At 63.7% G+C, this 20,386-nt stretch carries 18 protein-coding genes and 1 riboswitch; of the genes, 10 read left to right on the top strand and 8 right to left on the bottom strand.

All coding sequences use genetic code 11. The features are described 5' to 3' along the window. Positions 1–13: 13 nt before the first annotated feature. Positions 14–1,282, top strand: coding sequence for a lipid IV(A) 3-deoxy-D-manno-octulosonic acid transferase (waaA, locus tag F3089_RS08500; RefSeq protein ID WP_151440417.1), 1,269 nt, complete (start codon positions 14–16; stop codon positions 1,280–1,282). On the opposite strand, the gene F3089_RS08495 is transcribed toward waaA, so the two are convergent. Next, positions 1,276–2,703: a TolC family outer membrane protein gene (locus tag F3089_RS08495; protein WP_151440416.1), complete on the bottom strand. Its 1,428-nt coding sequence runs from the start codon at positions 2,701–2,703 to the stop codon at positions 1,276–1,278. The genes waaA and F3089_RS08495 overlap by 7 nt on opposite strands. An 87-nt stretch (positions 2,704–2,790) precedes the next feature. After that, positions 2,791–2,915, top strand: a riboswitch (TPP riboswitch). A gap of 91 nt (positions 2,916–3,006) precedes the next feature. On the opposite strand from F3089_RS08495, the gene thiC reads away from it, so the two are divergent. From thiC to F3089_RS08470, 5 genes are all read left to right on the top strand, one after another. Further along, positions 3,007–4,800 (top strand): phosphomethylpyrimidine synthase ThiC, encoded by a 1,794-nt coding sequence (gene thiC, locus F3089_RS08490; RefSeq protein ID WP_151440415.1) that lies wholly within the window; start codon positions 3,007–3,009, stop codon positions 4,798–4,800. A gap of 16 nt (positions 4,801–4,816) precedes the next feature. Further along, positions 4,817–5,443, top strand: coding sequence for an NUDIX domain-containing protein (locus F3089_RS08485; RefSeq protein ID WP_151440414.1), 627 nt, complete (start codon positions 4,817–4,819; stop codon positions 5,441–5,443). Next, on the top strand, positions 5,443–5,901 hold the full coding sequence (locus F3089_RS08480; protein WP_151440413.1) for a DUF1249 domain-containing protein: 459 nt from the start codon (positions 5,443–5,445) through the stop codon (positions 5,899–5,901). Before F3089_RS08485 ends, F3089_RS08480 begins: the two co-directional genes overlap by 1 nt. Positions 5,902–5,992: 91 nt before the next feature. Beyond that, positions 5,993–6,793, top strand: a complete 801-nt coding sequence (gene cpdA, locus F3089_RS08475; protein ID WP_151440412.1) for a 3',5'-cyclic-AMP phosphodiesterase — start codon at positions 5,993–5,995, stop codon at positions 6,791–6,793. Continuing rightward, positions 6,783–7,382: a YqiA/YcfP family alpha/beta fold hydrolase gene (locus tag F3089_RS08470; RefSeq protein ID WP_160899278.1), complete on the top strand. Its 600-nt coding sequence runs from the start codon at positions 6,783–6,785 to the stop codon at positions 7,380–7,382. Before cpdA ends, F3089_RS08470 begins: the two co-directional genes overlap by 11 nt. Here the strand turns inward: F3089_RS08470 and F3089_RS08465 are convergent. Together F3089_RS08465 and F3089_RS08460 are read right to left on the bottom strand one after the other, a co-directional pair. Then, complete coding sequence (locus F3089_RS08465) at positions 7,376–8,251, bottom strand: HDOD domain-containing protein (protein WP_151440410.1); 876 nt, start codon at positions 8,249–8,251, stop codon at positions 7,376–7,378. The genes F3089_RS08470 and F3089_RS08465 overlap by 7 nt on opposite strands. Positions 8,252–8,411: 160 nt before the next feature. Then, a complete protein-coding gene (locus tag F3089_RS08460) occupies positions 8,412–9,071 on the bottom strand; it encodes a histidinol-phosphatase (RefSeq protein ID WP_151440409.1) in 660 nt (219 codons plus the stop codon). A gap of 191 nt (positions 9,072–9,262) precedes the next feature. Between F3089_RS08460 and rppH the strand changes: the two genes are divergently transcribed. The 3 genes from rppH to F3089_RS08445 all read left to right on the top strand — a co-directional run bounded on the left by rppH (position 9,263) and on the right by F3089_RS08445 (position 13,444). Continuing rightward, positions 9,263–9,775, top strand: a complete 513-nt coding sequence (gene rppH / locus F3089_RS08455) for an RNA pyrophosphohydrolase (RefSeq protein ID WP_151440408.1) — start codon at positions 9,263–9,265, stop codon at positions 9,773–9,775. 15 nt (positions 9,776–9,790) lie between these two features. After that, positions 9,791–12,100: a phosphoenolpyruvate--protein phosphotransferase gene (gene ptsP / locus F3089_RS08450; RefSeq protein ID WP_151440473.1), complete on the top strand. Its 2,310-nt coding sequence runs from the start codon at positions 9,791–9,793 to the stop codon at positions 12,098–12,100. A gap of 90 nt (positions 12,101–12,190) precedes the next feature. After that, positions 12,191–13,444, top strand: coding sequence for a patatin-like phospholipase family protein (locus F3089_RS08445; RefSeq protein WP_151440407.1), 1,254 nt, complete (start codon positions 12,191–12,193; stop codon positions 13,442–13,444). 3 nt (positions 13,445–13,447) lie between these two features. On the opposite strand, the gene hslU is transcribed toward F3089_RS08445, so the two are convergent. The 5 genes from hslU to F3089_RS08420 all read right to left on the bottom strand — a co-directional run bounded on the left by hslU (position 13,448) and on the right by F3089_RS08420 (position 19,984). Continuing rightward, the gene (gene hslU / locus F3089_RS08440; protein ID WP_151440406.1) at positions 13,448–14,779 is read right to left on the bottom strand and encodes an ATP-dependent protease ATPase subunit HslU; all 1,332 of its coding nucleotides are present in this window, start codon (positions 14,777–14,779) and stop codon (positions 13,448–13,450) included. An 11-nt stretch (positions 14,780–14,790) separates the two neighbouring features. After that, the gene (hslV, locus tag F3089_RS08435; RefSeq protein WP_151440405.1) at positions 14,791–15,321 is read right to left on the bottom strand and encodes an ATP-dependent protease subunit HslV; all 531 of its coding nucleotides are present in this window, start codon (positions 15,319–15,321) and stop codon (positions 14,791–14,793) included. Positions 15,322–15,404: 83 nt separating this feature from the next. Beyond that, positions 15,405–15,926, bottom strand: coding sequence for an SPOR domain-containing protein (locus F3089_RS08430; protein ID WP_225741716.1), 522 nt, complete (start codon positions 15,924–15,926; stop codon positions 15,405–15,407). Between the two features lie 11 nt (positions 15,927–15,937). After that, entirely contained in the window at positions 15,938–17,692 is a 1,755-nt protein-coding gene (gene argS, locus F3089_RS08425; RefSeq protein ID WP_151440404.1) for an arginine--tRNA ligase, read from the bottom strand. Positions 17,693–17,800: 108 nt separating this feature from the next. Further along, on the bottom strand, positions 17,801–19,984 hold the full coding sequence (locus F3089_RS08420; RefSeq protein WP_151440403.1) for a primosomal protein N': 2,184 nt from the start codon (positions 19,982–19,984) through the stop codon (positions 17,801–17,803). 158 nt (positions 19,985–20,142) lie between these two features. Between F3089_RS08420 and rpmE the strand changes: the two genes are divergently transcribed. Beyond that, positions 20,143–20,364, top strand: coding sequence for a 50S ribosomal protein L31 (gene rpmE, locus F3089_RS08415; RefSeq protein WP_077529212.1), 222 nt, complete (start codon positions 20,143–20,145; stop codon positions 20,362–20,364). Positions 20,365–20,386: the final 22 nt, after the last annotated feature.

The following is a 20,386-nucleotide window of genomic DNA, read 5'->3' as shown; positions in this document are numbered from 1 at the left end:
GGAACGCCTGCATATGGCACGCTGGCTCTATTCACTTCTGCTGACGCTGCTGCTACCCGGCATTCTGGCGTTCCTGTGGTACCGGGGTCTTAAGGACAGACGGTACCGCGAGCGCTGGCCGGAGCGGCTGGGTTACGGGCCGGTTCCCGAAAATGCCGGCATCCTCTGGATCCACGCCGCATCCGTAGGCGAGGTGATCGCGGCTGCTCCCATGGTCAGGGCCCTCCGTGAACAGGCGCCGGACCGACAGATACTGGTCACCACCATGACACCCACAGGCGCCGAGAGGGTTCGTGCCGCCTTCGGGGATCAGGTGATGCACGCCTATATTCCACTGGACCTTCCCTGGATGGTGAATGCCTTCATCAGGCGCGTGAAGCCGTCGGGACTGGTCATCATGGAAACCGAAGTATGGCCCAACCTGGTGAATGCCTGTGCCCGCAGGGGGATTCCGGTGATCCTTGCGAATGCCCGGCTCTCGGAGAAATCCGCCTCGGGGTATGCCCGTGTGGCACCGCTGACGCTGCCGGCTTTCCGTTCCCTTGACTGGATTGCCGCCCAGTCGGATGCGGACGCGCAACGTTTCCGCGCCATGGGCGTGCGCTCGCAACAGCTTTCGGTAACAGGCTCGATCAAGTATGACCTGCGGATTCCGGAAGCGGTGCGCGATGAGGCGGCTGCACTCAGGGAGAGTTTCGGAGAAGGGCGGCCCGTATGGATCGCCGCCAGTACCCATGACGGCGAGGATGACCCGGTCCTGGCCGCGCATCGCCGCCTGCTGGAACGTTACCCGCGGGCACTGCTGGTGCTGGTGCCACGCCACCCCGAGCGCTTTGATGCAGTGGCACGGCTCACTGAGCAGCAGGGCCTGACCCTGGCGCGTCGGACAGCGGCTGACGATCCCGCCTCTGCTCAGGTTTACCTTGCGGACACCATGGGTGAGCTCCTGATGCTCTTCGGGTGTGCGGATATCGCCTTTATCGGCGGGTCGCTCATTGAGCGTGGCGGGCACAACCCGTTGGAGGGGGCGGCCTGGTCGCTGCCGGTGCTGACCGGGCCGAATGTGTTCAACTTCGTCAGCGTGTTTGAGCGCCTTGCGGACGAGCAGGCCGTGCGGTTTGTGGATGGCACCGATGCGCTGGCCGCGGTGCTGGAGGAGCTTGTGGGGGCAGCGTCGGAACGGGAGGCGCTGGGCCAGCGTGGCCGGGCCGTGGTGGATGCCAACCAGGGCGCGGTGGCGCGCCTGGTGGAGGGTGTCCTCAGGCGGCTGCCCGATTACTGATCCGGGGTCTGGTCCCCGTTGTCCTGCCGTTCCTCGCGGGTTACCTGTCTTGCCAGACGTTCAATGCCCGGAGCTGTCGCGCTCAGCCAGCGGTCAAGGCCTTGCAGATCCTGGGGGCTCAGCGTTCCGGCTACCTGCTTCAGGCGCAGTGTGTTGAGCACGTAGTCGTAGCGGGCATTGGCGTAGTCCCTCAGAGCAACGTAGTAGTTCTGCTCAGCATCCAGTACTTCAACGATGTTCCTTGTACCCACCTCGTAGCCGGCACGGGTGGCGTCCAGCGCGCTGCGCCTTGAAACAATGGTCTGGCGCTGGGCATTGATGGTCTGGATGTTGGTGGTGATCCGGCGGAACAGGGAACGGGCGTCAAGGCGGACATTGCGGCGCACCGTGTCCAGGTTGCGTTGGGCCTGCTCGCTTTCCGCCCGAACCCGCCGGACACCGGCCTGGGTGCCACCACCACTATAAAGAGGAATGTTCAGGGACAGTCCGATGGTGGTATCGGTGCGCGGATACTCGTCCATGGGATTGGTCGGTATGGGTGCCCCCGGCGCCCCCATGGCCGGGAGGTCAAAGTCATTATCCTGGTGCTGACGCTGGACCCGGGCGAACAGGTCCAGTGTCGGCAGGTGTTCGGAGCGTGCTGCGCTGAGCTGCTCGCGGGTGGCGTCCACGGTAAGCTGTTGTGCCTTCAGCTCCCAGTTCTGCTCCAGTGCGGTCTGGGCCCAGGCCTTGGGGTTGGCCGGTTCCGGGCTGCTGATCGGGAAGTCGGTTTCCAGCCGTTCGAGGGTCTCCGGGAACTGGCCGGTCAGTCGCGCAAGGCTCTCGCGTTCGATGTCCAGCTGGCTCTGGGCAGCGATCCGCTGCGAGCGGCTTGCGTCGTAGCCTGCGCGAGCTTCCTCCACTTCAGTGGTGGCTACCAGCCCCACGTCATAGCGCTCTTTCGCTTGCTCCCACTGGCGCCGCAGGGCCGCTTCCTGAGCCTGGGCCGTGTCCAGTTCGTCCTTGGCGCGCAGCACATTGAAGTACTGTTCCGCTACTTTCAGCATCAGCCCCTGTTCAGCGCGGGAGAGTTCCGCCGCCGCAACCTTGCTCTGCTTCTGGCTGGCCTGGAAACCATACCAGGCGTTGGCCCGGAACAGGGGCTGGCTGAGCTGGAGGCCATACTCATGGTTGGTGACGTGGCCATCCACAGTGTTGAGCTCGGTATAGGTGGATTCTCCGAAGGCGTCCAGCTGGGGCAGAAGCGGAGCTCTGGACTCAGCCACAGCTGCCTCACGGGCTTGTCGGGCTGCCCTGGCCGCCGCCAGTTCTGAATCATAGGAAAGGGCCTTGCGGTAGACGTCCATCAGCCCCTCGCCGTGAGCCTGGGTAACGGGGAGCAGCAGGGCCGCAATCAGTGCGGGAAGAGCGCGCGCTTTCATTGGATCCCTCAAGCGTTGATCAAGGATGGCCGTGACCGGCGGTCACCATTATGGACAAGTTCCGGGGCAATCTCTAGACTCGAATGGACTGTCTTGACGGGGTGCCGGACCCGGGGTTGGCGTTTGCCGCCGCGACCGGCTGAGATTGCGAATGCAGAACCCGCAGACCTGATCCGGCTAGCACCGGCGTAGGGATCGAGACAGGCGGGTGCTGACTGTACCGCCTCCTTGTTTGCCACTACTGACGTCATGTCTGCCTCTGCGTTCTCCCGTCCGTTCGATCACCAACGGAGGAGAACCACCATGAACCCATCCAATGAGCTCCTGAGCGAGAACGAGCGCGTCAACGACGCCACCATCGACCAACTGCCTGCGTCGCATAAAGTGTACGTTTCGGGCAGTCGTCCGGATCTGAACGTGCCCATGCGCGAGATCCAGCTGAGCCCCACAGACACGGCCCAGGGCCCGGAAGCCAACGAGCCGTTGCGGGTCTACGATACATCCGGCCCCTATACGGATCCCGCTGCTGCCATCGACCTCCGTGAGGGCCTCGCGCCTTTGCGCGCCGGCTGGATCGATGAACGGGGTGATACGCAGCGCCTGCCCGAGTTCAGTTCCGAAACCACTCGCCAGCGGCTGCGTGACCCACGACGGGACGCCTTCCGCTTCGGCCGGCCGCCCAAGCCCAGGGTGGCCAGCGCGGGCGGCAACGTGAGCCAGATGCACTATGCGCGGAAGGGCATGGTCACCCCCGAGATGGAATTCATCGCCATCCGCGAGGGCGTCGATCCCGAGTTCGTGCGTGATGAAGTGGCGCGTGGACGTGCCATCATCCCCAACAACGTCAACCACCCGGAATCCGAGCCCATGATCATCGGGCGCAACTTCCTGGTGAAGGTCAACGCCAACATCGGCAACTCGGCGGTCACGTCCTCCATTGAGGAAGAGGTCGGCAAGCTGACCTGGGCGATCCGCTGGGGGGCGGATACCATCATGGATCTGTCGACCGGTAAGGACATCCACGAGACCCGGGAATGGCTGCTCCGCAACTCACCGGTGCCTGTGGGCACGGTACCCATCTACCAGGCCCTGGAGAAGGTGGATGGTACGGCCGAGGACCTGACCTGGGAGCTGTTCCGGGATACCCTCATCGAACAGGCCGAACAGGGCGTGGACTACTTTACCATTCATGCCGGGGTGCGCCTGCACCATGTGCCCATGACGGCGGAACGGACCACGGGTATCGTCTCGCGCGGTGGGTCCATCATGGCCAAGTGGTGCCTGTCCCGGCACGAAGAGAGCTTCCTCTATACGCATTTCTCTGAGATCTGCGAGATCATGAAGGCCTATGACGTTGCCTTCTCCCTGGGCGACGGGCTGCGCCCCGGCTCCATTGCCGATGCCAACGACCGGGCGCAGTTCGCGGAGCTGGAGACACTGGGCGAGCTCACGAAGATCGCCTGGGAGCATGATGTCCAGTGCATGATCGAGGGACCTGGTCATGTGCCGATGCACCTGATCAAGGAAAACATGGAGCGTCAGCTTGAGTGCTGTGACGAGGCGCCGTTCTACACGCTGGGGCCGCTGACAACCGACATCGCGCCGGGCTATGATCACATTACCTCCGGGATTGGCGCTGCCATGATCGGCTGGTATGGTTGCGCCATGCTCTGTTACGTGACGCCGAAGGAGCATCTGGGCCTGCCCAACCGCGAGGACGTGAAAGAAGGGCTGATGGCCTACCGGATTGCGGCGCACGCGGCGGACCTGGCCAAGGGCCACCCCGGAGCCCAGCGGCGGGATGACGCGCTTTCCAAGGCGCGCTTCGAGTTCCGCTGGGAAGACCAGTTCAACCTCGGACTGGATCCCGAACGGGCCCGAGCCTATCACGATGAGACCCTGCCCAAGGATTCGGCGAAGGTGGCGCACTTCTGCTCCATGTGCGGGCCGAAGTTCTGTTCCATGAAGATCTCCCAGGAGGTGCGTGACTACGCGCGGGAGCATGGTCTGAACGATGAAGCGGCGCTGCGGGAAGGGCTGGCGGACAAGTCCGCCGAGTTCCGCGAACAGGGAGGGGATCTGTACCACGAAGTCTGAGACCGATGAGGCCCTGATGGGAGAGCTGGACAGCACCTTTGACCACGATGACGTGACCATTGAGTCCGATGAGGCGCTCTATCAGGGTTTCTTCCAGCTTCGTGGGTTGCGGTTCCGGCACCGCCTTTTCGGAGGCGGCTGGAGCCCTGCCATGCATCGCGAGATCTTCTGGCGTGAGAACTGCACCTGTGTGCTGCCCTATGACCCCTGGCGGGACGAAGTGGTGCTTCTGGAGCAGTTCCGCGCCGGCGCCCTGGGGCGTGAGGCCTCGCCCTGGCTGCTGGAGGTGGTCGCCGGCATCAACGAATCCGGTGATGACGGTGAGACCACCGCCCGCAGGGAAGCCGAGGAGGAAGCGGGGCTGACCCTGGGGCGTATCGAGAAGGTCTGTGACTATCTGGTCTCACCTGGCGGTACCAATGAACTTGTGCACCTCTATGGCGGCTGCGTGGATGCGGCCGGTACAGGTGGTATCCATGGCCTTGAGCATGAGAACGAGGACATCCGCGTGCAGCCTCTTGCCTTTGAAATCGCCATGGAGGGCCTGCGTGACGGCCGGATCTGGAACGCACCAGCCATCATGGCCCTGCAGTGGCTGGCTCTGAACCGTGAGCGGTTGCGGGATGAGTGGAGGGCCGGGTGATGGTGCAGCGGTATGTGCCGGACCTGACCCGCTTCGCGGCGGTGTGCGAGGCCAACTACCATCGCCTGGGCCATCTTGAGCGCCTCGGGCCCGACGCGGACTCTGATGTGTTCTTCCAGTTGCATGACGGTGGTCGGCATCTGGGAGACGTGCATCTGTGCCGTCTGGAGAAGGCGCGCTTCACCGAGACCTGGTACCTGGAACAGGTGGCGAACAACGGGCGCTGGCTCAATAACCCCCGCATGACGGTGCGTGCCTATCACGATGTGGGGATGCTGGAAGTGATGAGCTGTTTCCGGCATGGGCGCATCCGCGCTGTGAATCCCTACCCCAATGCGCGAATGCATCTTCCGGACGAGAAGCTGCAGATCAATCTGTTCCTGGCGGACTGGCTGGATTTCTGCCTCAGGTTCGGGCAGGCGGCCGACCTGGATTCGGTCTGGAGCCTGGAATCCTGAACCCGTGATGACGTTCCCTAAATCCGTTGGGCAATAACGCATAAGCCCGCTATATTGAAGGGCATAGCGACGAAGGGAGCCCATAGCCACCATGGACGCCTCAGCCGAGCCCCTGCATGTGCTGCAGATTACGGACCCCCACCTGATGGGGGACCCGGAAGGGCGCCTGCTCGGGATCAATACGCGCCAGACACTGGAGGCAGTGCTGGCGCATGTCCGCGTCCATTACGGTCAACCGGATCTGGTTCTGGCAACCGGCGATATCTCCCAGGATGGCAGTGACGACTCCTATCACTATTTCCGGGAGCAGACCGCTTTCTTTGAGGGGCCTGTCTTCTGGGCAGCGGGCAATCACGATGTGCTGCCGGCAATGGAGCGGGCCATCAGGGGAACCCGATCGGCAAAGCGGCGTTACCGGAGCCATGGGTGGCAGCTGATCTGCCTGGACTCCTCGGTGCCGGACCAGGTGCACGGGTGCCTGGGGGAGAAGGAACTGGCGTATCTGGATGCCTGCCTGAAGGAGCACCCCGGGGATCATGCGCTGGTGTGCCTGCATCACCATCCGATCCGTATCGGTGCCGAATGGATGAATGCCATTGGCCTGCAGGATCACGAAGCCCTCTTCGAGGTGCTGGCGCGCCACGAGCAGGTGCGGGGACTTCTCTGGGGGCATATCCACCAGTCCCTGGACCAAGAGATCGGCGGCTGGCGCATGCTGGCCAGCCCCTCCACCTGCGTGCAGTTTCTGCCGGATTCAGAGTCCTTTGCGGTTGATGCCGTGCCGCCGGGTTACCGCTGGCTCGCGCTCTATCCGGACGGGCGCATCCGCTCCGGCGTGGAACGCATTGCCGATGATGACTACGGACTGGAGCTCGACAGCGTTGGCTACTGATGACCCTGACCTGATCTATCTTCATGGGTTCCGTAGTGCGCCGGCTTCCGAAAAGGCAAGGGAGCTGGATGCCTGGCTGCATGAATCCGGCTACCGGGGGCAGTGGTTCATTCCCCAGTTGGCAACCACGCCTGCCGGCGTGGAGGCGCAGCTCGCCGGGCTCATCGAAGAGGCGCCGGGTTCCGGGCCCGGCCTGATCGGCAGCTCCCTGGGCGGGTTCTTCGCGATGGTGATGGCGGAGCGCTATGGTCTGCCGGCGGTCCTGATCAATCCCGCCGCGCATCCCTACCGCCTGATGGAGGAGTCACTCGGCGAGCACACCAACCTCTATACCGGGGAGAGCTTCCACGTTACGGAGGAGCACGTGCATCAGCTCAAGGCCATGGATCCGGGGGTTCTGTCACACCCTGAGCGCCTCATGGTTCTTCTGGAAACCGGCGATGAAACACTGGACTACCGGCAGGCTGCCGAAAGGTTCACCGCCAGCAAGCTGGTTGTGCACGAAGGTGGTAACCACCGCTACACGCGGTTCCGCCAGGAGCTGCCGATGATGATGGACTTTCTGCGGCGCGGGGTCAGTCCTCAGTAACCGCCGTGGACCGTGATCCCCATATCACGGAAGTTCTGAGCCATTTCCTCCAGGTCGTACTGGGTCAGGCCGGTGTGGATGAGTACATCCTGTTCCAGGCGCTGCCATTCATAATCCTCTTCCTGCTGGCCCAGGATCGAGAAGTTACCGCAGATGTGCTCAGCGATTTTGAGCGTGGCCAGCAGTGTCTTGCGTTCCTGGGCCCGGGTGCCCGTCTGGGCAAAGACCTGCTGAACGTTGTGGTGTTCGGCGATGACCTCGCAGAGGTGGCGCGGCAGGTTCCAGGATTTGGCCACGTAATAGCCGACGACCGCATGGTTGGTGTTCAGCATCCGGTTCTCAACGTCGATCAGGCGCGGTTCGTCACGCGCGTAGCTCTCCATCATGACATCGTCGTAGTCCGGGAAGCGCTCCATCATCAGTGGAATACCGGCGTTGTGGAAAAGTCCCATCGCATAGGATTCATCGGGGTTCTTGGCGCCGATGGCGCGCGCCACATGGGCCGAAACCTGGGCGATGTCCGTGGCGGTGTCCCAGAACCGGGTCATGGCACGGATCGCCTGATCCGACATCTCGCCCTTGATGCTCAGGCCGTTGATGATGTTGATGACCGTGGTGGGGCCGAGCAGCGCGACTGCCTGTTCAATGGATGAGATCTGGTTGCTGTGCTGCAGGAAGGGCGAGTTGACGAACTTGAGCATCATTCCGGACAGGGAGACATCCTGCCGGATGAGTTTGGCGATCTGTTCGATGTCCGGATCCGGCATCGCCTGCTCCATCTGGAGGTCCACCATGATCTGGGGCTGTGGTGGAATCCGTATGCCCTGGAGGACGTTGTGGATCTGTTCGTCGGTGAGTTCCGCAGGCATAGGGGCTTATCATCCTGTTGGGTTGCTGCCCCCAGCCTAGACCAGATGGTGGCGATAGGCTGTAACCGATTGTTCAGGGCGTTCCTGTACCCCCGTAGGAGCGAGCCTCGCTCGCGATTGTTACCCGGGATCGCGCCGGGATCGCGAGCAGGGCTCGCTCCTACGGGGACTGGAGATCCAGGATTGGCCAGCCGCGGTGGTGGGCGGTGTCGCGCAGGGCAGGGTCCGGGTTGGTGGCAACCGGGTTGGGCACGGTTTCCAGCAGCGGCAGGTCGTTGCGCGAGTCACTGTAGAAGTGCGCGCCATCCAGGGTTTCCGAGCGATCGAGCAGCCATTCCTCGAGCCGCGTGATCTTGCCGTCCCGGAAGCAGGGGGTGCCGGCAACGCGGCCGGTAAAGGCGCCATCCACCACTTCCGGCTCGGTGGCAATCAGGTTGGGGATACCCAGGCGCGCCGCGATGGGTTCCGTGACGAAGCGGTTAGTCGCGGTGATGATCAGCAGGGTCTCTCCACGCTCACGGTGACGGTTGATGAGGGCTTCGGCCGCGGGCTCGATCATGGGCTCTACCCGTTCCTGCATGAATCGTTGCCGCAGCTCCTGCAGTATTGCAGGTTTCTGGCTGGCCAGTGGTTCCAGGGCGAAGGCCAGGTATTGCTCAATATCCAGCCGACCGGCCTCGTAATCGCGGTAGAACTGGTCGTTGCGCTGGCGGTAGCGCTCCCCATCGACCACGCCGGTATCGATCAGGAACTGGCCCCAGGCATGATCGCTGTCGCCGTGCAGAAGGGTGTTGTCCAGGTCGAAGATGGCGAGTGTCACGGTAGTGCGGCCTCCGGGAGAATTCGGGGCGCAAGGGTATCACAATCACCGTAGGAGCGAGCCCTGCTCGCGATGGATGTTGGGAATCGCGAGCAGGGCTCGCTCCTACGCGGTTTGCTCCGGGGCTATCAATTCTGGAAAAATGACACTAACTTACACGTAGAAGATGAATAACAAACAGAGGTGTTGCCGTGATTGACTCCGACGGATTCAGACCGAATGTCGGAATCATGCTGGCGAATCACCGGGGGGAATTGCTCTGGGCCAGGCGCATCGGCCAGGACGCCTGGCAGTTTCCACAGGGAGGCATCAATGAGGATGAGACACCGGAGCAGGCCCTCTATCGCGAACTGATGGAGGAGGTTGGCCTGGACTCATCGGATGTCCGGATCATCACTACCACCCGGGGCTGGCTCAGGTACCGCCTGCCCCGGCGCATGGTCCGAAGGGATTCACGCCCGGTGTGCATTGGCCAGAAACAGAAATGGTTCCTTCTCGAGATGCTCTCGCCCGACGCCCGGGTGAGGGTTGATCGCAGCCATAAGCCTGAATTCGACGGCTGGCAATGGGTCAGTTACTGGTACCCGCTGGGGCAGGTGGTGTCCTTCAAACGCGAAGTCTACCGCAGGGCGCTGAGGGAACTGGCGCCGGGGGTATTCAGGCTACAGTCAAAGGGGCAACCGCCGGCCCGCCAGGAAAGCTGACCGACTATGACCACAATGCTCAGCACGCTGCGAAGCATCGTCCAGGAACTGAACGGAATCAATAACCTGCAGGACGCGCTGGACACCATAGCGGCGCGTGTCCAGACCGCTATGCACACCGAGGTCTGCTCGGTCTATCTCTACGACGACAAATCCGGCTGTTACGTGCTCAAGGCCACCGAGGGTCTCTATAAGTCCGCGGTGGGCCAGGTCCGTATTGCGCCTTCTGAGGGCCTGGTGGGGCTGGTTGGGACCCGTGAGGAGCCCATTAACCTGGAGGATGCCCAGAAGCACCCGCGCAACCGCTACTTTCCGGAGACCGGTGAGGAACGCTTCGGCTCCTTCCTTGGTGTACCCATTATCCACCACCGGCGCGTGCTGGGCGTGATCGTCGTCCAGGAGACCCAGAACAGCCGCCGCTTTGACGAGGGTGAGGAAGCCTTCCTGGTCACCATCTCCGCCCAGCTTGCCGGGGTCATTGCCCACAGTGAGGCGACCGGTGCTATTGGCGGTATCTCGATCAGCGGTGACCAGGCCCGGGATGTGGCTTTCAGCGGTGTCGCCGGTGCTCAGGGCGTGGCCATCGGGACCGGCGTGGTGGTGTTTCCGCCGGCGGATCTGGATTCGGTGCCGGACAAGCGCTGTGAGGATGTGGATGCGGAGATCGAGCGCTTCCGCGCGGCCGTTTCCGCGGTACGGGACGATGTGGAGCAGGTAGGCGAGCGCCTTGCGCCGCAGCTGAGACCGGAAGAGCAGGCCCTGTTCGAGGTCTATCTGCGCATGCTTCACGACCATGCGCTGCCCGGCGAGGTGGAGAACCGCATCCGTGAGGGGCTCTGGGCACCGGGGTCGCTCAAGGCGGTGGTGAACCAGTATGTCCGCCACTTCGAGATGATGGGGGATCATTACCTGCGTGAGCGGGCCGTGGATATCCGTGATCTCGGGCGCCGTCTGCTCTCCCACCTCCAGGAAGGGGAGTCAGAGACACCGGAGTACCCGGAACGGACGATTCTTGTCAGTGATGAACTGACGCCCGCGATGCTTGGGGAAGTGCCCCAGGGCCAGCTGGCCGGCCTGGTATCCGTCCGCGGTTCCGGCAACTCCCACGTGGCCATCCTGGCCCGGGCCATGGGCGTGCCCACGGTCATGGGGCTGGTGGACATCCCGGTGGCGCAGCTGGATGGCAGGGAACTGATTGTGGACGGCTATGAGGGCCAGATCTTCGCTTCGCCCTCCACCGAGCTCAAGGCCTTCTTCGAGTCCATCATTGAGGAAGAGCAGGAGCTGGTTAAGGGGCTGGAGGAGCTGCGCGACAAGCCGTGTGAGACCCTGGATGGCCATCGTATACCGCTGTTCGTGAACACGGGTCTGATCACGGACGTGGTGCGCTCACTCAGTCACGGGGCGGAGGGCATTGGCCTGTACCGCACCGAGGTGCCGTTCATGATCAATGAGCGGTTCCCCTCCGAACAGGAGCAGAAGGCCTATTACCGCGAGCAGCTTGAAGCCTTCGCTCCGGCGGAGGTCACCATGCGCACGCTGGACATCGGCGGTGACAAGGCGCTGACCTATTTTCCGATTGTTGAGGAGAACCCCTTCCTGGGGTGGCGCGGTATCCGGGTCACGCTGGACCACCCGGAGGTGTTCCTGGTCCAGATCCGCGCCATGATCAAGGCGAGTGAGGGGCTGGACAACCTGCGCATCATGCTGCCGATGATCAGCAATGTCTCTGAGATCGAGGAGGCCCAGCACCTGATCTATCGCGCCTGGCATGAGGTGCGTGACGAGGGCTACCAGCTGGCGATGCCTCAGGTCGGGGTTATGATCGAGATCCCTGCGGCCGTGTACCAGGTGCGGGAGATCGCGGCCCGGGTCGACTTCGTCTCCGTGGGGTCGAACGACCTGACCCAGTATCTGCTGGCGGTGGACCGCAACAACCCGCGCGTGGCCAGCCTCTATCACTCCTATCACCCGGCGGTGCTCCAGGCACTGTGCCAGGTGGCCCAGGACTGCCATGATGTGGGCAAGCCGGTCAGCATATGCGGTGAGCTGGCGGGAGATCCCGGTGGTGCCATACTGTTGCTGGCCATGGGGTACGACGCCCTTTCCATGAACGCCTCCAACCTGCCGCGGATCAAGTCCGTGATCCGTGGCATCGACATGGATATGGCCCGTGGGCTGCTGGCGGAGGTGCTGACCCTGGATTCACCGCATGTGATCCGCAGCTGTGTGGAACTGGCCCTGCGCAAAGCCGGGATCGGGCGTTTTATCCGGCCGGAACGCAGTGGCTCCGGGGTACGGGAACTCGCGGCCTCCCGGGAGTGAGCGGGCATTCAGTGCTATCCTTGTTTCTAGTATGTCTACTCTAGAAGACGCCGTTAGTCTTGAGTGAGCAGTCAGATCAAGGGGTAATCCATGGAAACACTGTCACGCAGGTCTGCCGAGCGCCCGGAGCGGCCCCGGATCGGGCTGGCACTCGGGGGCGGCGGCCCACTGGGCGGAATCTATGAAATCGGCGCGCTGCGGGCCCTGGATGAGGCGCTGGATGGCGTCGACTTCAATGACCTCTATGTCTACGTCGGTGTCAGTGCCGGCTCTTTCGTTGCAGCCAATCTCGCCAACCAGATGACCACGGCACAGCTGTGCCGGATCTTTGTGAAGAACGAGGCCGATGTGCACCCCTTCCACCCGGAGGTGTTCTACCGGCCGGCGTTCCGCGAGTACGTGCGTCGGGCGCTGGCGGTTCCGGGGCTGCTGCGCGAGGCGTTCGGGCGTTTCGCCAGTAACCCCTACGACCAGAGCCTGCTGGATGCGCTCACGGTGCTGGCCCAGGTGGCGCCGGCGGGGCTGTTCGACAACACCGGGCTGCATGAGTACCTGCGCCGTGCCTTCAGCATGCTGGGGCGGACCAACGATTTCCGGCAGCTGCGCCACAGGCTCTACATCATTGCGGCCGACCTGGAGAGCAGTGAGGCGGTGCGACTGGGAGCCCCCGGGTTTGATCATGTACCCATCTCCCGGGCTGTGCAGGCCAGCATTGCCTCGCCGGGGATCTATATGCCGGTGGAGATCGACGGCCGCTTCTACGTGGACGGCACCCTGCGCAAGGGGCTGCATGCTTCGGTCGCCCTGGAGGATGGGGCCGATCTCGTGCTCGCCATCAACCCGCTGGTGCCCATCGACGCCAGTGCCGCGGTGCGTGCGGGCACCATGAACGCGGGCGCACTTACGGATTCCGGTATGCCCAACATCCTGGGGCAGACCTTCCGGACCATGGTGTATTCGCGCATGGAGGCGGGCATTGCGCAGTATGCGGACCAGTACCCGGACTCGGACATTGTCCTGTTCCAGCCGGAGCGTGATGACGCCAAGCTGTTCTTCTCGAACGTGTTCAGCTTCCAGTCCCGGCGTATGGTCTGTGAGCACGCCTATCAGATGACCCGGCGCGACCTGCTGCGCCGTGCCGATGAGCTGGAGAGCCAACTGGCGCCCCATGGTATTACCCTCAATCGGGATATCCTGGCGGATGAGCAGCGCACCATCAGCACCAGTCTCTACGGGGAAATGCTGCCGGTGTTTGTGGCTCAGGAAGGCAAGCGCCGGAGCCGCTTCGGCTCCGGCGTGGAGCAGGTGTCGGGGCTGATCAACAGCGCCCGACAGATGCTCTGAGGCTCACAGGATGTAGCGGCTGAGGTCCTCGTCCTCGGCCAGCTCGCCGAGCTGCTGCTCCACGTAATCCGCCGTGACCTCGAAGGCCTCGCTGATCTGGTCACCGGCATCGAATGAGATGTCGTCCAGAAGCTTTTCCATGACCGTGTGCAGACGGCGGGCACCGATGTTCTCGGTGCTCTCGTTGACCTTCCAGGCAATCTCCGCAATGCGGTCGATGGCCTCGTCCGTGAAGGTCAGGTTGACGCCTTCCGCGCTCATCAGCGCTTCATACTGGGCCACCAGTGATGCCCGTGGCTCGGTCAGGATCCGTTTGAAGTCGCCCGGAGTCAGGGCCTTGAGCTCCACGCGGATGGGGAGACGGCCCTGGAGCTCGGGGATCAGGTCCGAGGGCTTGGTCAGGTGGAAAGCGCCGGAGGCGATGAACAGGATGTGATCCGTGTGCACCATGCCGTACTTGGTGCTGACGGTGCTGCCCTCGATCAGCGGCAGCAGGTCGCGCTGCACGCCCTCGCGGGAGACGTCCGAGGAGCCCTGTGAATCGCTCTTCTTGGCGACCTTGTCCAGCTCATCCAGGAAGACGATGCCATTCTGTTCGACCACCTGGATGGCGCGCTGCTTGATTTCCTCCTCGTTGACCAGCCGCGCGGCTTCTTCCTCGCGCACCTGCTCGAAGGCGTCCGCCACGCGCATGCGCCGGGTCTTGCTCTTGTCGTTGCCCATGCTGGAGAACAGCGACTGGAGCTGGCTGGTCATCTCTTCCATGCCCGGCGGGGTCATGATTTCCACGCCGCCGCTGTTGGCGCTGACCTCAATGTCGATCTCCTTGTCGTCCAGCTCGCCCTCGCGCAGTTTCTTGCGGAACATCTGACGGGTGGCGGAGCTGTTATCCGCTTTCTCGTCCTCTTCCTGATCGCGCGGTGGCCGCAGCAGGGCGTCGAGGATGCGGTCCTCGGCGGCGTCCAGGGCGCGGTCCTGGACCCGGGCCATTTCCTTCTCGCGCAGCAGCGAGACGGCGTTCTCGGTCAGGTCGCGGATGATGGATTCAACGTCGCGCCCCACGTAGCCCACCTCGGTGAACTTGGTGGCCTCCACCTTGATGAAGGGCGCTTCCGCCAGCTTGGCGAGCCGGCGCGCGATCTCGGTCTTACCCACGCCCGTGGGGCCGATCATGAGGATGTTCTTGGGGGTGATCTCGTCCTGGATGTCGGTCTCTGCCTGCATGCGCCGCCAGCGGTTGCGCAGGGCAATGGCGACGGAGCGCTTGGCCTCGTCCTGGCCGACGATGTGGCGGTTGAGTTCGTCAACAATCTCCCGGGGGGTCATGCCTGCCATGAATACTCCTGTCAGTCGCTGGGTTCGATGACTTCCAGCGCGCGGTTATGGTTGGTATAGACGCAGATATCGGCGGCGATATCGAGGCCTTTCTCGGTAATCTCGCGCGCCGTCAGCTGGGTGTTCTCGAGCATGGCCCTGGCGGCTGCCTGGGCGTAAGGGCCGCCGGAGCCCATGGCGATCAGGCTTTCCTCGGGCTCGACCACGTCGCCGTTACCGGTGATGATCAGCGAGGTTTCCGCGTCCGCCACCGCCAGCATGGCCTCGAGCCGCCTCAGGGCCCGGTCCGTGCGCCAGTCCTTGGCCAGTTCCACGGCGGCGCGCGTGAGGTTGCCCTGGTATTTCTCCAGCTGCGCCTCGAAACGCTCGAACAGGGTGAAGGCGTCGGCCGTGCCGCCGGCGAAGCCGGCGAGCACACGGTCGTTGTACAGCCGCCGTACTTTGCGGGCGTTGCCTTTCATGACGGTGTTGCCGAGGGAAACCTGGCCGTCGCCGCCCATGGCTACCTCGCCGTCACGGCGTACTGAAAGAATGGTTGTCATGCGTACTCCCGTGGTTGCCGGGTTTGGGGTTTATCCGGAAGTGGGGGCTTGGGAACTGTATTTCAAGGTGTGCCGGCAGGGCGTCAGCCCTCGCCTTCGGCCTCGCGCCGGCGCACCATCGGCTGGATGTTGATCTCGACAAGGCGGTCCACGGCCTGGTTCATGCGGCTGCGGGAGTCGAAGGGCCCGACCATGACGCGGAACCAGACGCCGCCATCATTCACGCTGACTTCGGAGATACGGGCCCTGAGGCCCTGGAAGCCGACCTGGGCGCGCTGGCGTTCGGCGTCTTCCCGGCTCTGGAAGGACCCAGCCTGCAATATGTACTCCAGGTTCCGGTCGCTTTCGGACTCGTCCGGACGGTAGGCCTCGATATCCGGCGTGGCGACCTCGGACTCCGGCAGCATTTCATAGAACTGGAAGTCGGGGGTTTCGCCGCTGCTTTCCTGTTCGGGCGGCTTTTCCGGAGCGGTGGATGTCTCCGGCTGCCTGTCACCGCCGTCGGGTTCCAGCGAGTCCAGATAGACAAGGAATCCCACGAACCCGGAAAGCAGCGCCACCGGGATCAGCCAGCGCAGGGAGGTTGAGTCCTTCTTCTTGGCCATGATCGCGTCCCTTACATGGATTCCGGCGCGTTGACACCAAGCAGTTCGAGGCCGTTGGCCAGGACCTGCTGCACCGCAAGCGACAGGGCAACCCGCGCCTGGCGGAGCGGGTCATCGTCCACCAGTACCTTGTGGGCGTTGTAGTAGCTGTGGAACTGGCCGGCCAGGTCCCTCAGGTAATGGGTGAGCTGGTGGGGCTCCAGCGCTTCCGCCGCCTTTCCCAGAATCTCCGGGTAACGGGCCATCATGGCGGCGATATCCTTCTCTTCCTCGAGTTCGAGGTGTTCCAGGATGGCCGGTTCCAGGCTGACGCTGCTGTCCAGGCCCTGGGCACGCATTTTTTCGAGCACACTGCAGACCCGGGCATGAGCGTACTGGATATAGTAGACGGGGTTATCCTTACTCTCGGATTTGGCCAGCTCCAGGTCAAAGTCCATGTGCTGTTCGGCCTTGCGCGTGACGTAGAAGAAACGCGCTGCATCCTTGCCCACCTCATCGCGCAGCTCGCGCAGGGTGACGAAGGAGCCGCTGCGGGTGGACATGGAAAGCCGCTCACTGCCCCGGTAGAGAATGGCGAACTGCACCAGCTGGATGTCGAGCCTGCCGGGATCCACGCCCAGGGCCTCGATGGCGCCGCGCACCCGGGCCATGTAGCCATGGTGGTCTGCCCCCCAGACGTTGATGACCTTGTCGAAGCCACGCTCGAACTTGTTCAGGTGGTAGGCGATGTCCGAGGCGAAGTAGGTGGTTTCGCCATTATCGCGGCGCACCACGCGGTCCTTATCGTCACCGAAAGTCGTGGCGCGGAACCAGGTGGCGCCGTTTTCCTGGTACAGGTGACCGTTGCGCTCGAGCCGCTGCAGCGCGTCCTCGATGTCCGGGCGCAGGCTGCGCTCGGAGAACCATTCGTCGAAATGGATGCCGAAACCGGCCAGGTCTTCCTTGATATCCGTGAGGATGGCGTTGAGTGCGAGGTCAAAGACCCGGGCGAAGGCCTCTTCGCCGATGAGTTCCCGGGCGCGCTGCACCAGGCCATCAATGTGGGCTTCCTTGTCGCCGCCCTCGGGCTCGTCCGCCGGGATGCCGCTGAAGACGGTGGCGGCAGGGTGCTGGAGGCTGTCACCTGCATCCTCGCGCAGCTGGCGGGCAATGGGCAGGACATAGTCGCCGCGGTAGCCGTTGGCGGGGAAGGTGAAGGACTCACCACCCTGTTCCAGATAGCGCAGCCAGACACTGAGCGCCAAGATGCTCATCTGGCGGCCAGCGTCGTTGACGTAGTACTCGCGGTGGACACTGTAGCCGACGGCTTCGAGCAGATCCGAGACACTGGCCCCGTAGGCGGCACCGCGGCCATGGCCCACGTGCAGCGGGCCGGTGGGGTTGGCGGAAACGAATTCGACCTGCACGGACTTGCCCTGGCCCAGATCCTGACGGCCGTATTCACGCCCCTGTTCCCGGATAGTGCGCAGAATGTCGAACTGGCTGGCGTGGCTGACGAAGAGGTTGATGAAGCCGGGGCCGGCGATCTCCACCTTCCGGATGGCATCGTCCCCGGGCAGTGCCGCGACGATCCTCTCCGCCAGGTCCCTTGGTTTCATGCCCGCCGGCTTGGCCGCCTTGAGGGCGATGTTGCTGGCGAAGTCACCATGGTTGCGGTCACGCGCCGGCTCCACCTCGACAGTGGGTGCGGCTTCGGCTGGGATGACCCCCTCGGTGGTCAGGGTTTCAACGGCTTTCTGGAGAAGTTCGGCGATGCGGTCTTTCATTGGGAACAGTGGCCTGGTGTGCTTTTGGGGTTTCCGTGTCTGGCTCGCGAGCAGGGGCGTCCGGTCGCGGATGACGATGCGCCATTATCGGGGAATCGGGAACCAGACTCAATCCAGGCTCTGCGGGTCCACGTCCACCGCCCAGCGCACGCCGCCGGCGGGCCGGTTCTGTTCCAGGTAGCGGCAGAGCTGGTTGGTCAGGCGGTGCAGGGCCGGACGGTCCTGGCTCTGGAACAGGATCTGGGCCCGGTGTCGGTTGGCCTTGCGGGCGATGATCGCTGGGAAGGGGCCGAGCACGGAAACCGGCGCCGGGCTGGCTTCGGCACGGCGGGCGAGATCGTCCAGCAGGGCCAGGCTGTCCGCCATGGTCGGGGCTTCCGCCCGCAGTGCGGTCATGAAGCTGGCCGGCGGCAGGCCTGCTTCCTCCCGTTCCTGAAGAAGGGTGTCCGCGACGCTGGGGTAGTCCCCGGTGCAGAGCTGGGTAAGCAGCGGGTGGCCCGACTGGCAGGTCTGGATGAGCACCCGGCCGCCACGTTCACCGCGTCCGGCACGCCCCGAGACCTGGATGACCAGCTGGGCAAGGTGTTCGGGGCCCCGGAAGTCGCTGCTGAACAGGCCGCCGTCCGCATCCAGGATGCCCGCCAGGGTCACGCCGGGAAAGTCATGGCCCTTGGCCAGCATCTGGGTACCCACGAGAATGCAGGGCTCGCCCCTGCGGACTGGCGCCAGGAGTTCGTCCAGCCGTCCACGACGCCGGGTGCTGTCGCGATCGATACGGATGACGGGGGTTTCCGGGAAGCGTTCCGCAAGCACGGATTCCGTCTTCTCCGTTCCCTGGCCGACTGCGTTCAACCCTTCCTTGCCGCATTCCGGACAGGTTCGTGGCACAGCCTGCTGGTGCCCGCAGTGATGACAGCGCAGGCAGTTGTCGTAGCGGTGGTAGGTGAGCCGGGCATCGCAGTGCGGGCATTCAATGGGAGCTCCGCACTCGAAGCACATCACGACGGGGGAGAATCCCCGTCGGTTGATGAACAGCAGCGCCTGGTCGCCGGCTTCCAGGGTCTGGTCGATGGCTTCCAGTAGCGGAGGTGAGAGCCCACCGCTGAGCGGGCGGCTGCGTACATCCACCAGGTCGGTGCGGGGGAGGGTGGCATTGCCGGCGCGGCGTTCCAGGCGGTGCAGATGATAGCGCTGCTTTCGCGCGTTGTGCCAGGACTCCAGCGAGGGCGTGGCCGAGCCCAGAATGACCGGGCATCCGCTCTGCCAGGCCCGGTAGATGGCCAGATCCCGGGCGGAGTAGCGGAAACCTTCCATCTGCTTGTAGGAGCCGTCGTGTTCCTCGTCGACCACGATCGTGACCAGGTTGGCATAGGGCAGAAGAACGGCCGAGCGGGTGCCGATCAGGATCAGCGGCTCGCCCTCCCGCACCCGTGTCCAGGTGGACAGGCGCTCGGTGGCGTTGAGCGCCGAGTGCCAGACGGCGATACGGGCGCCGAAATGGGTCTCGAACCGGGCGAGTGTCTGCGGAGTCAGGCTGATCTCGGGCACCAGGACCAGCACCTGGGCCCGGTCCGGATCCCGCGCGGCGGCGATGCGTTGCTTGATGAACTCAATGTAGAGTTCGGTCTTGCCACTGCCGGTGATACCAAAGACCAGGTGGCTGGCAAAGCCCTCCCCGGGCGCGTTCAGGTTGTCCAGTACCGTGGCCTGATCCTTGTTGAGTTCGATGGAGGGGGCGTCCGGCCAGGTGCAGGCATCCTCGCTGGCAGTGCGTTCCGTGGCGAGGCCCCGTTTCTCGAGATTCTTCAGTACTTCCCGGGTGAAGCCGGCCGCCTTGATGGAGGTCAGCGGCTGGCCGGGGTGCTGGTTGAGCCATGCCAGCAGTTCACGCTGGCGCCGGGCCTGTGTTGGCAGGTTCGAGATATCCGCATCAGTGGCCAGCCAGACGGTGGGTCTGGGCAGGCTGGCCGGCGCCCCCCGGCGGAGGGCCGGGGGAAGTGCCGCAAACACGCACTCTCCCGGCGGGTGCTGGTAGTATCGGGCTGCCCAGAGCAGAAGTTCGCGGGCGTCATCCGGCAGTACCGGCCAGTCTTCCAGGGGTGTCTCTACCGGTTTGAGCGTCATGTCCGGTGGATCCGGTGGATCCAGCTCCATGACCAGGCCCAGTGTACGCTGCTTTCCCAGTGGCACGCGCACGCGCTGCCCAGGGGTCAGCGTCATGCCCTCGGGAATACGGTAGTCGAACAGCTGACGGACCGCACGGGGGAGGGCGATGCGTGCCAATGTCGCCAACGGGGTCTCCTTGCGCTGGGTGCTGAATCTGCTATGATGCGCCGCTTACACAGTGGCCGAGGTGCCGGCCGAGAGTCTGCACCGGAATCCCAAATGTTTCAAATGCGGTGCCCGGCGGATGGCCCGGGTGGCGGCATTGCCTGCTAGAGAGGTCAACCATGAATCACGATATCCAGCCTGAATACAAGGAAATGAAGGCGACGTGCAGCTGCGGCAACGTCATTCACACCCGTTCCACTGTGGGCAAGGACATCCATGTTGATGTCTGCTCCGCCTGCCACCCCTTCTATACCGGCAAGCAGAAGGTCATGGATACTGGTGGCCGTATCGACAAGTTCAACCGTCGTTTCCGCGGCAAGATCGGTGGCGGCAACAGCTGACTCGACAGGACTTCTCTCCATC

Origin of the sequence: Halospina sp. K52047b (genome assembly GCF_008709855.1) — a bacterium.
GTDB classification, from domain to species: domain Bacteria; phylum Pseudomonadota; class Gammaproteobacteria; order Pseudomonadales; family Oleiphilaceae; genus Halospina; species Halospina utahensis_B.
This window is presented reverse-complemented; position numbering and strand designations above follow the sequence as displayed.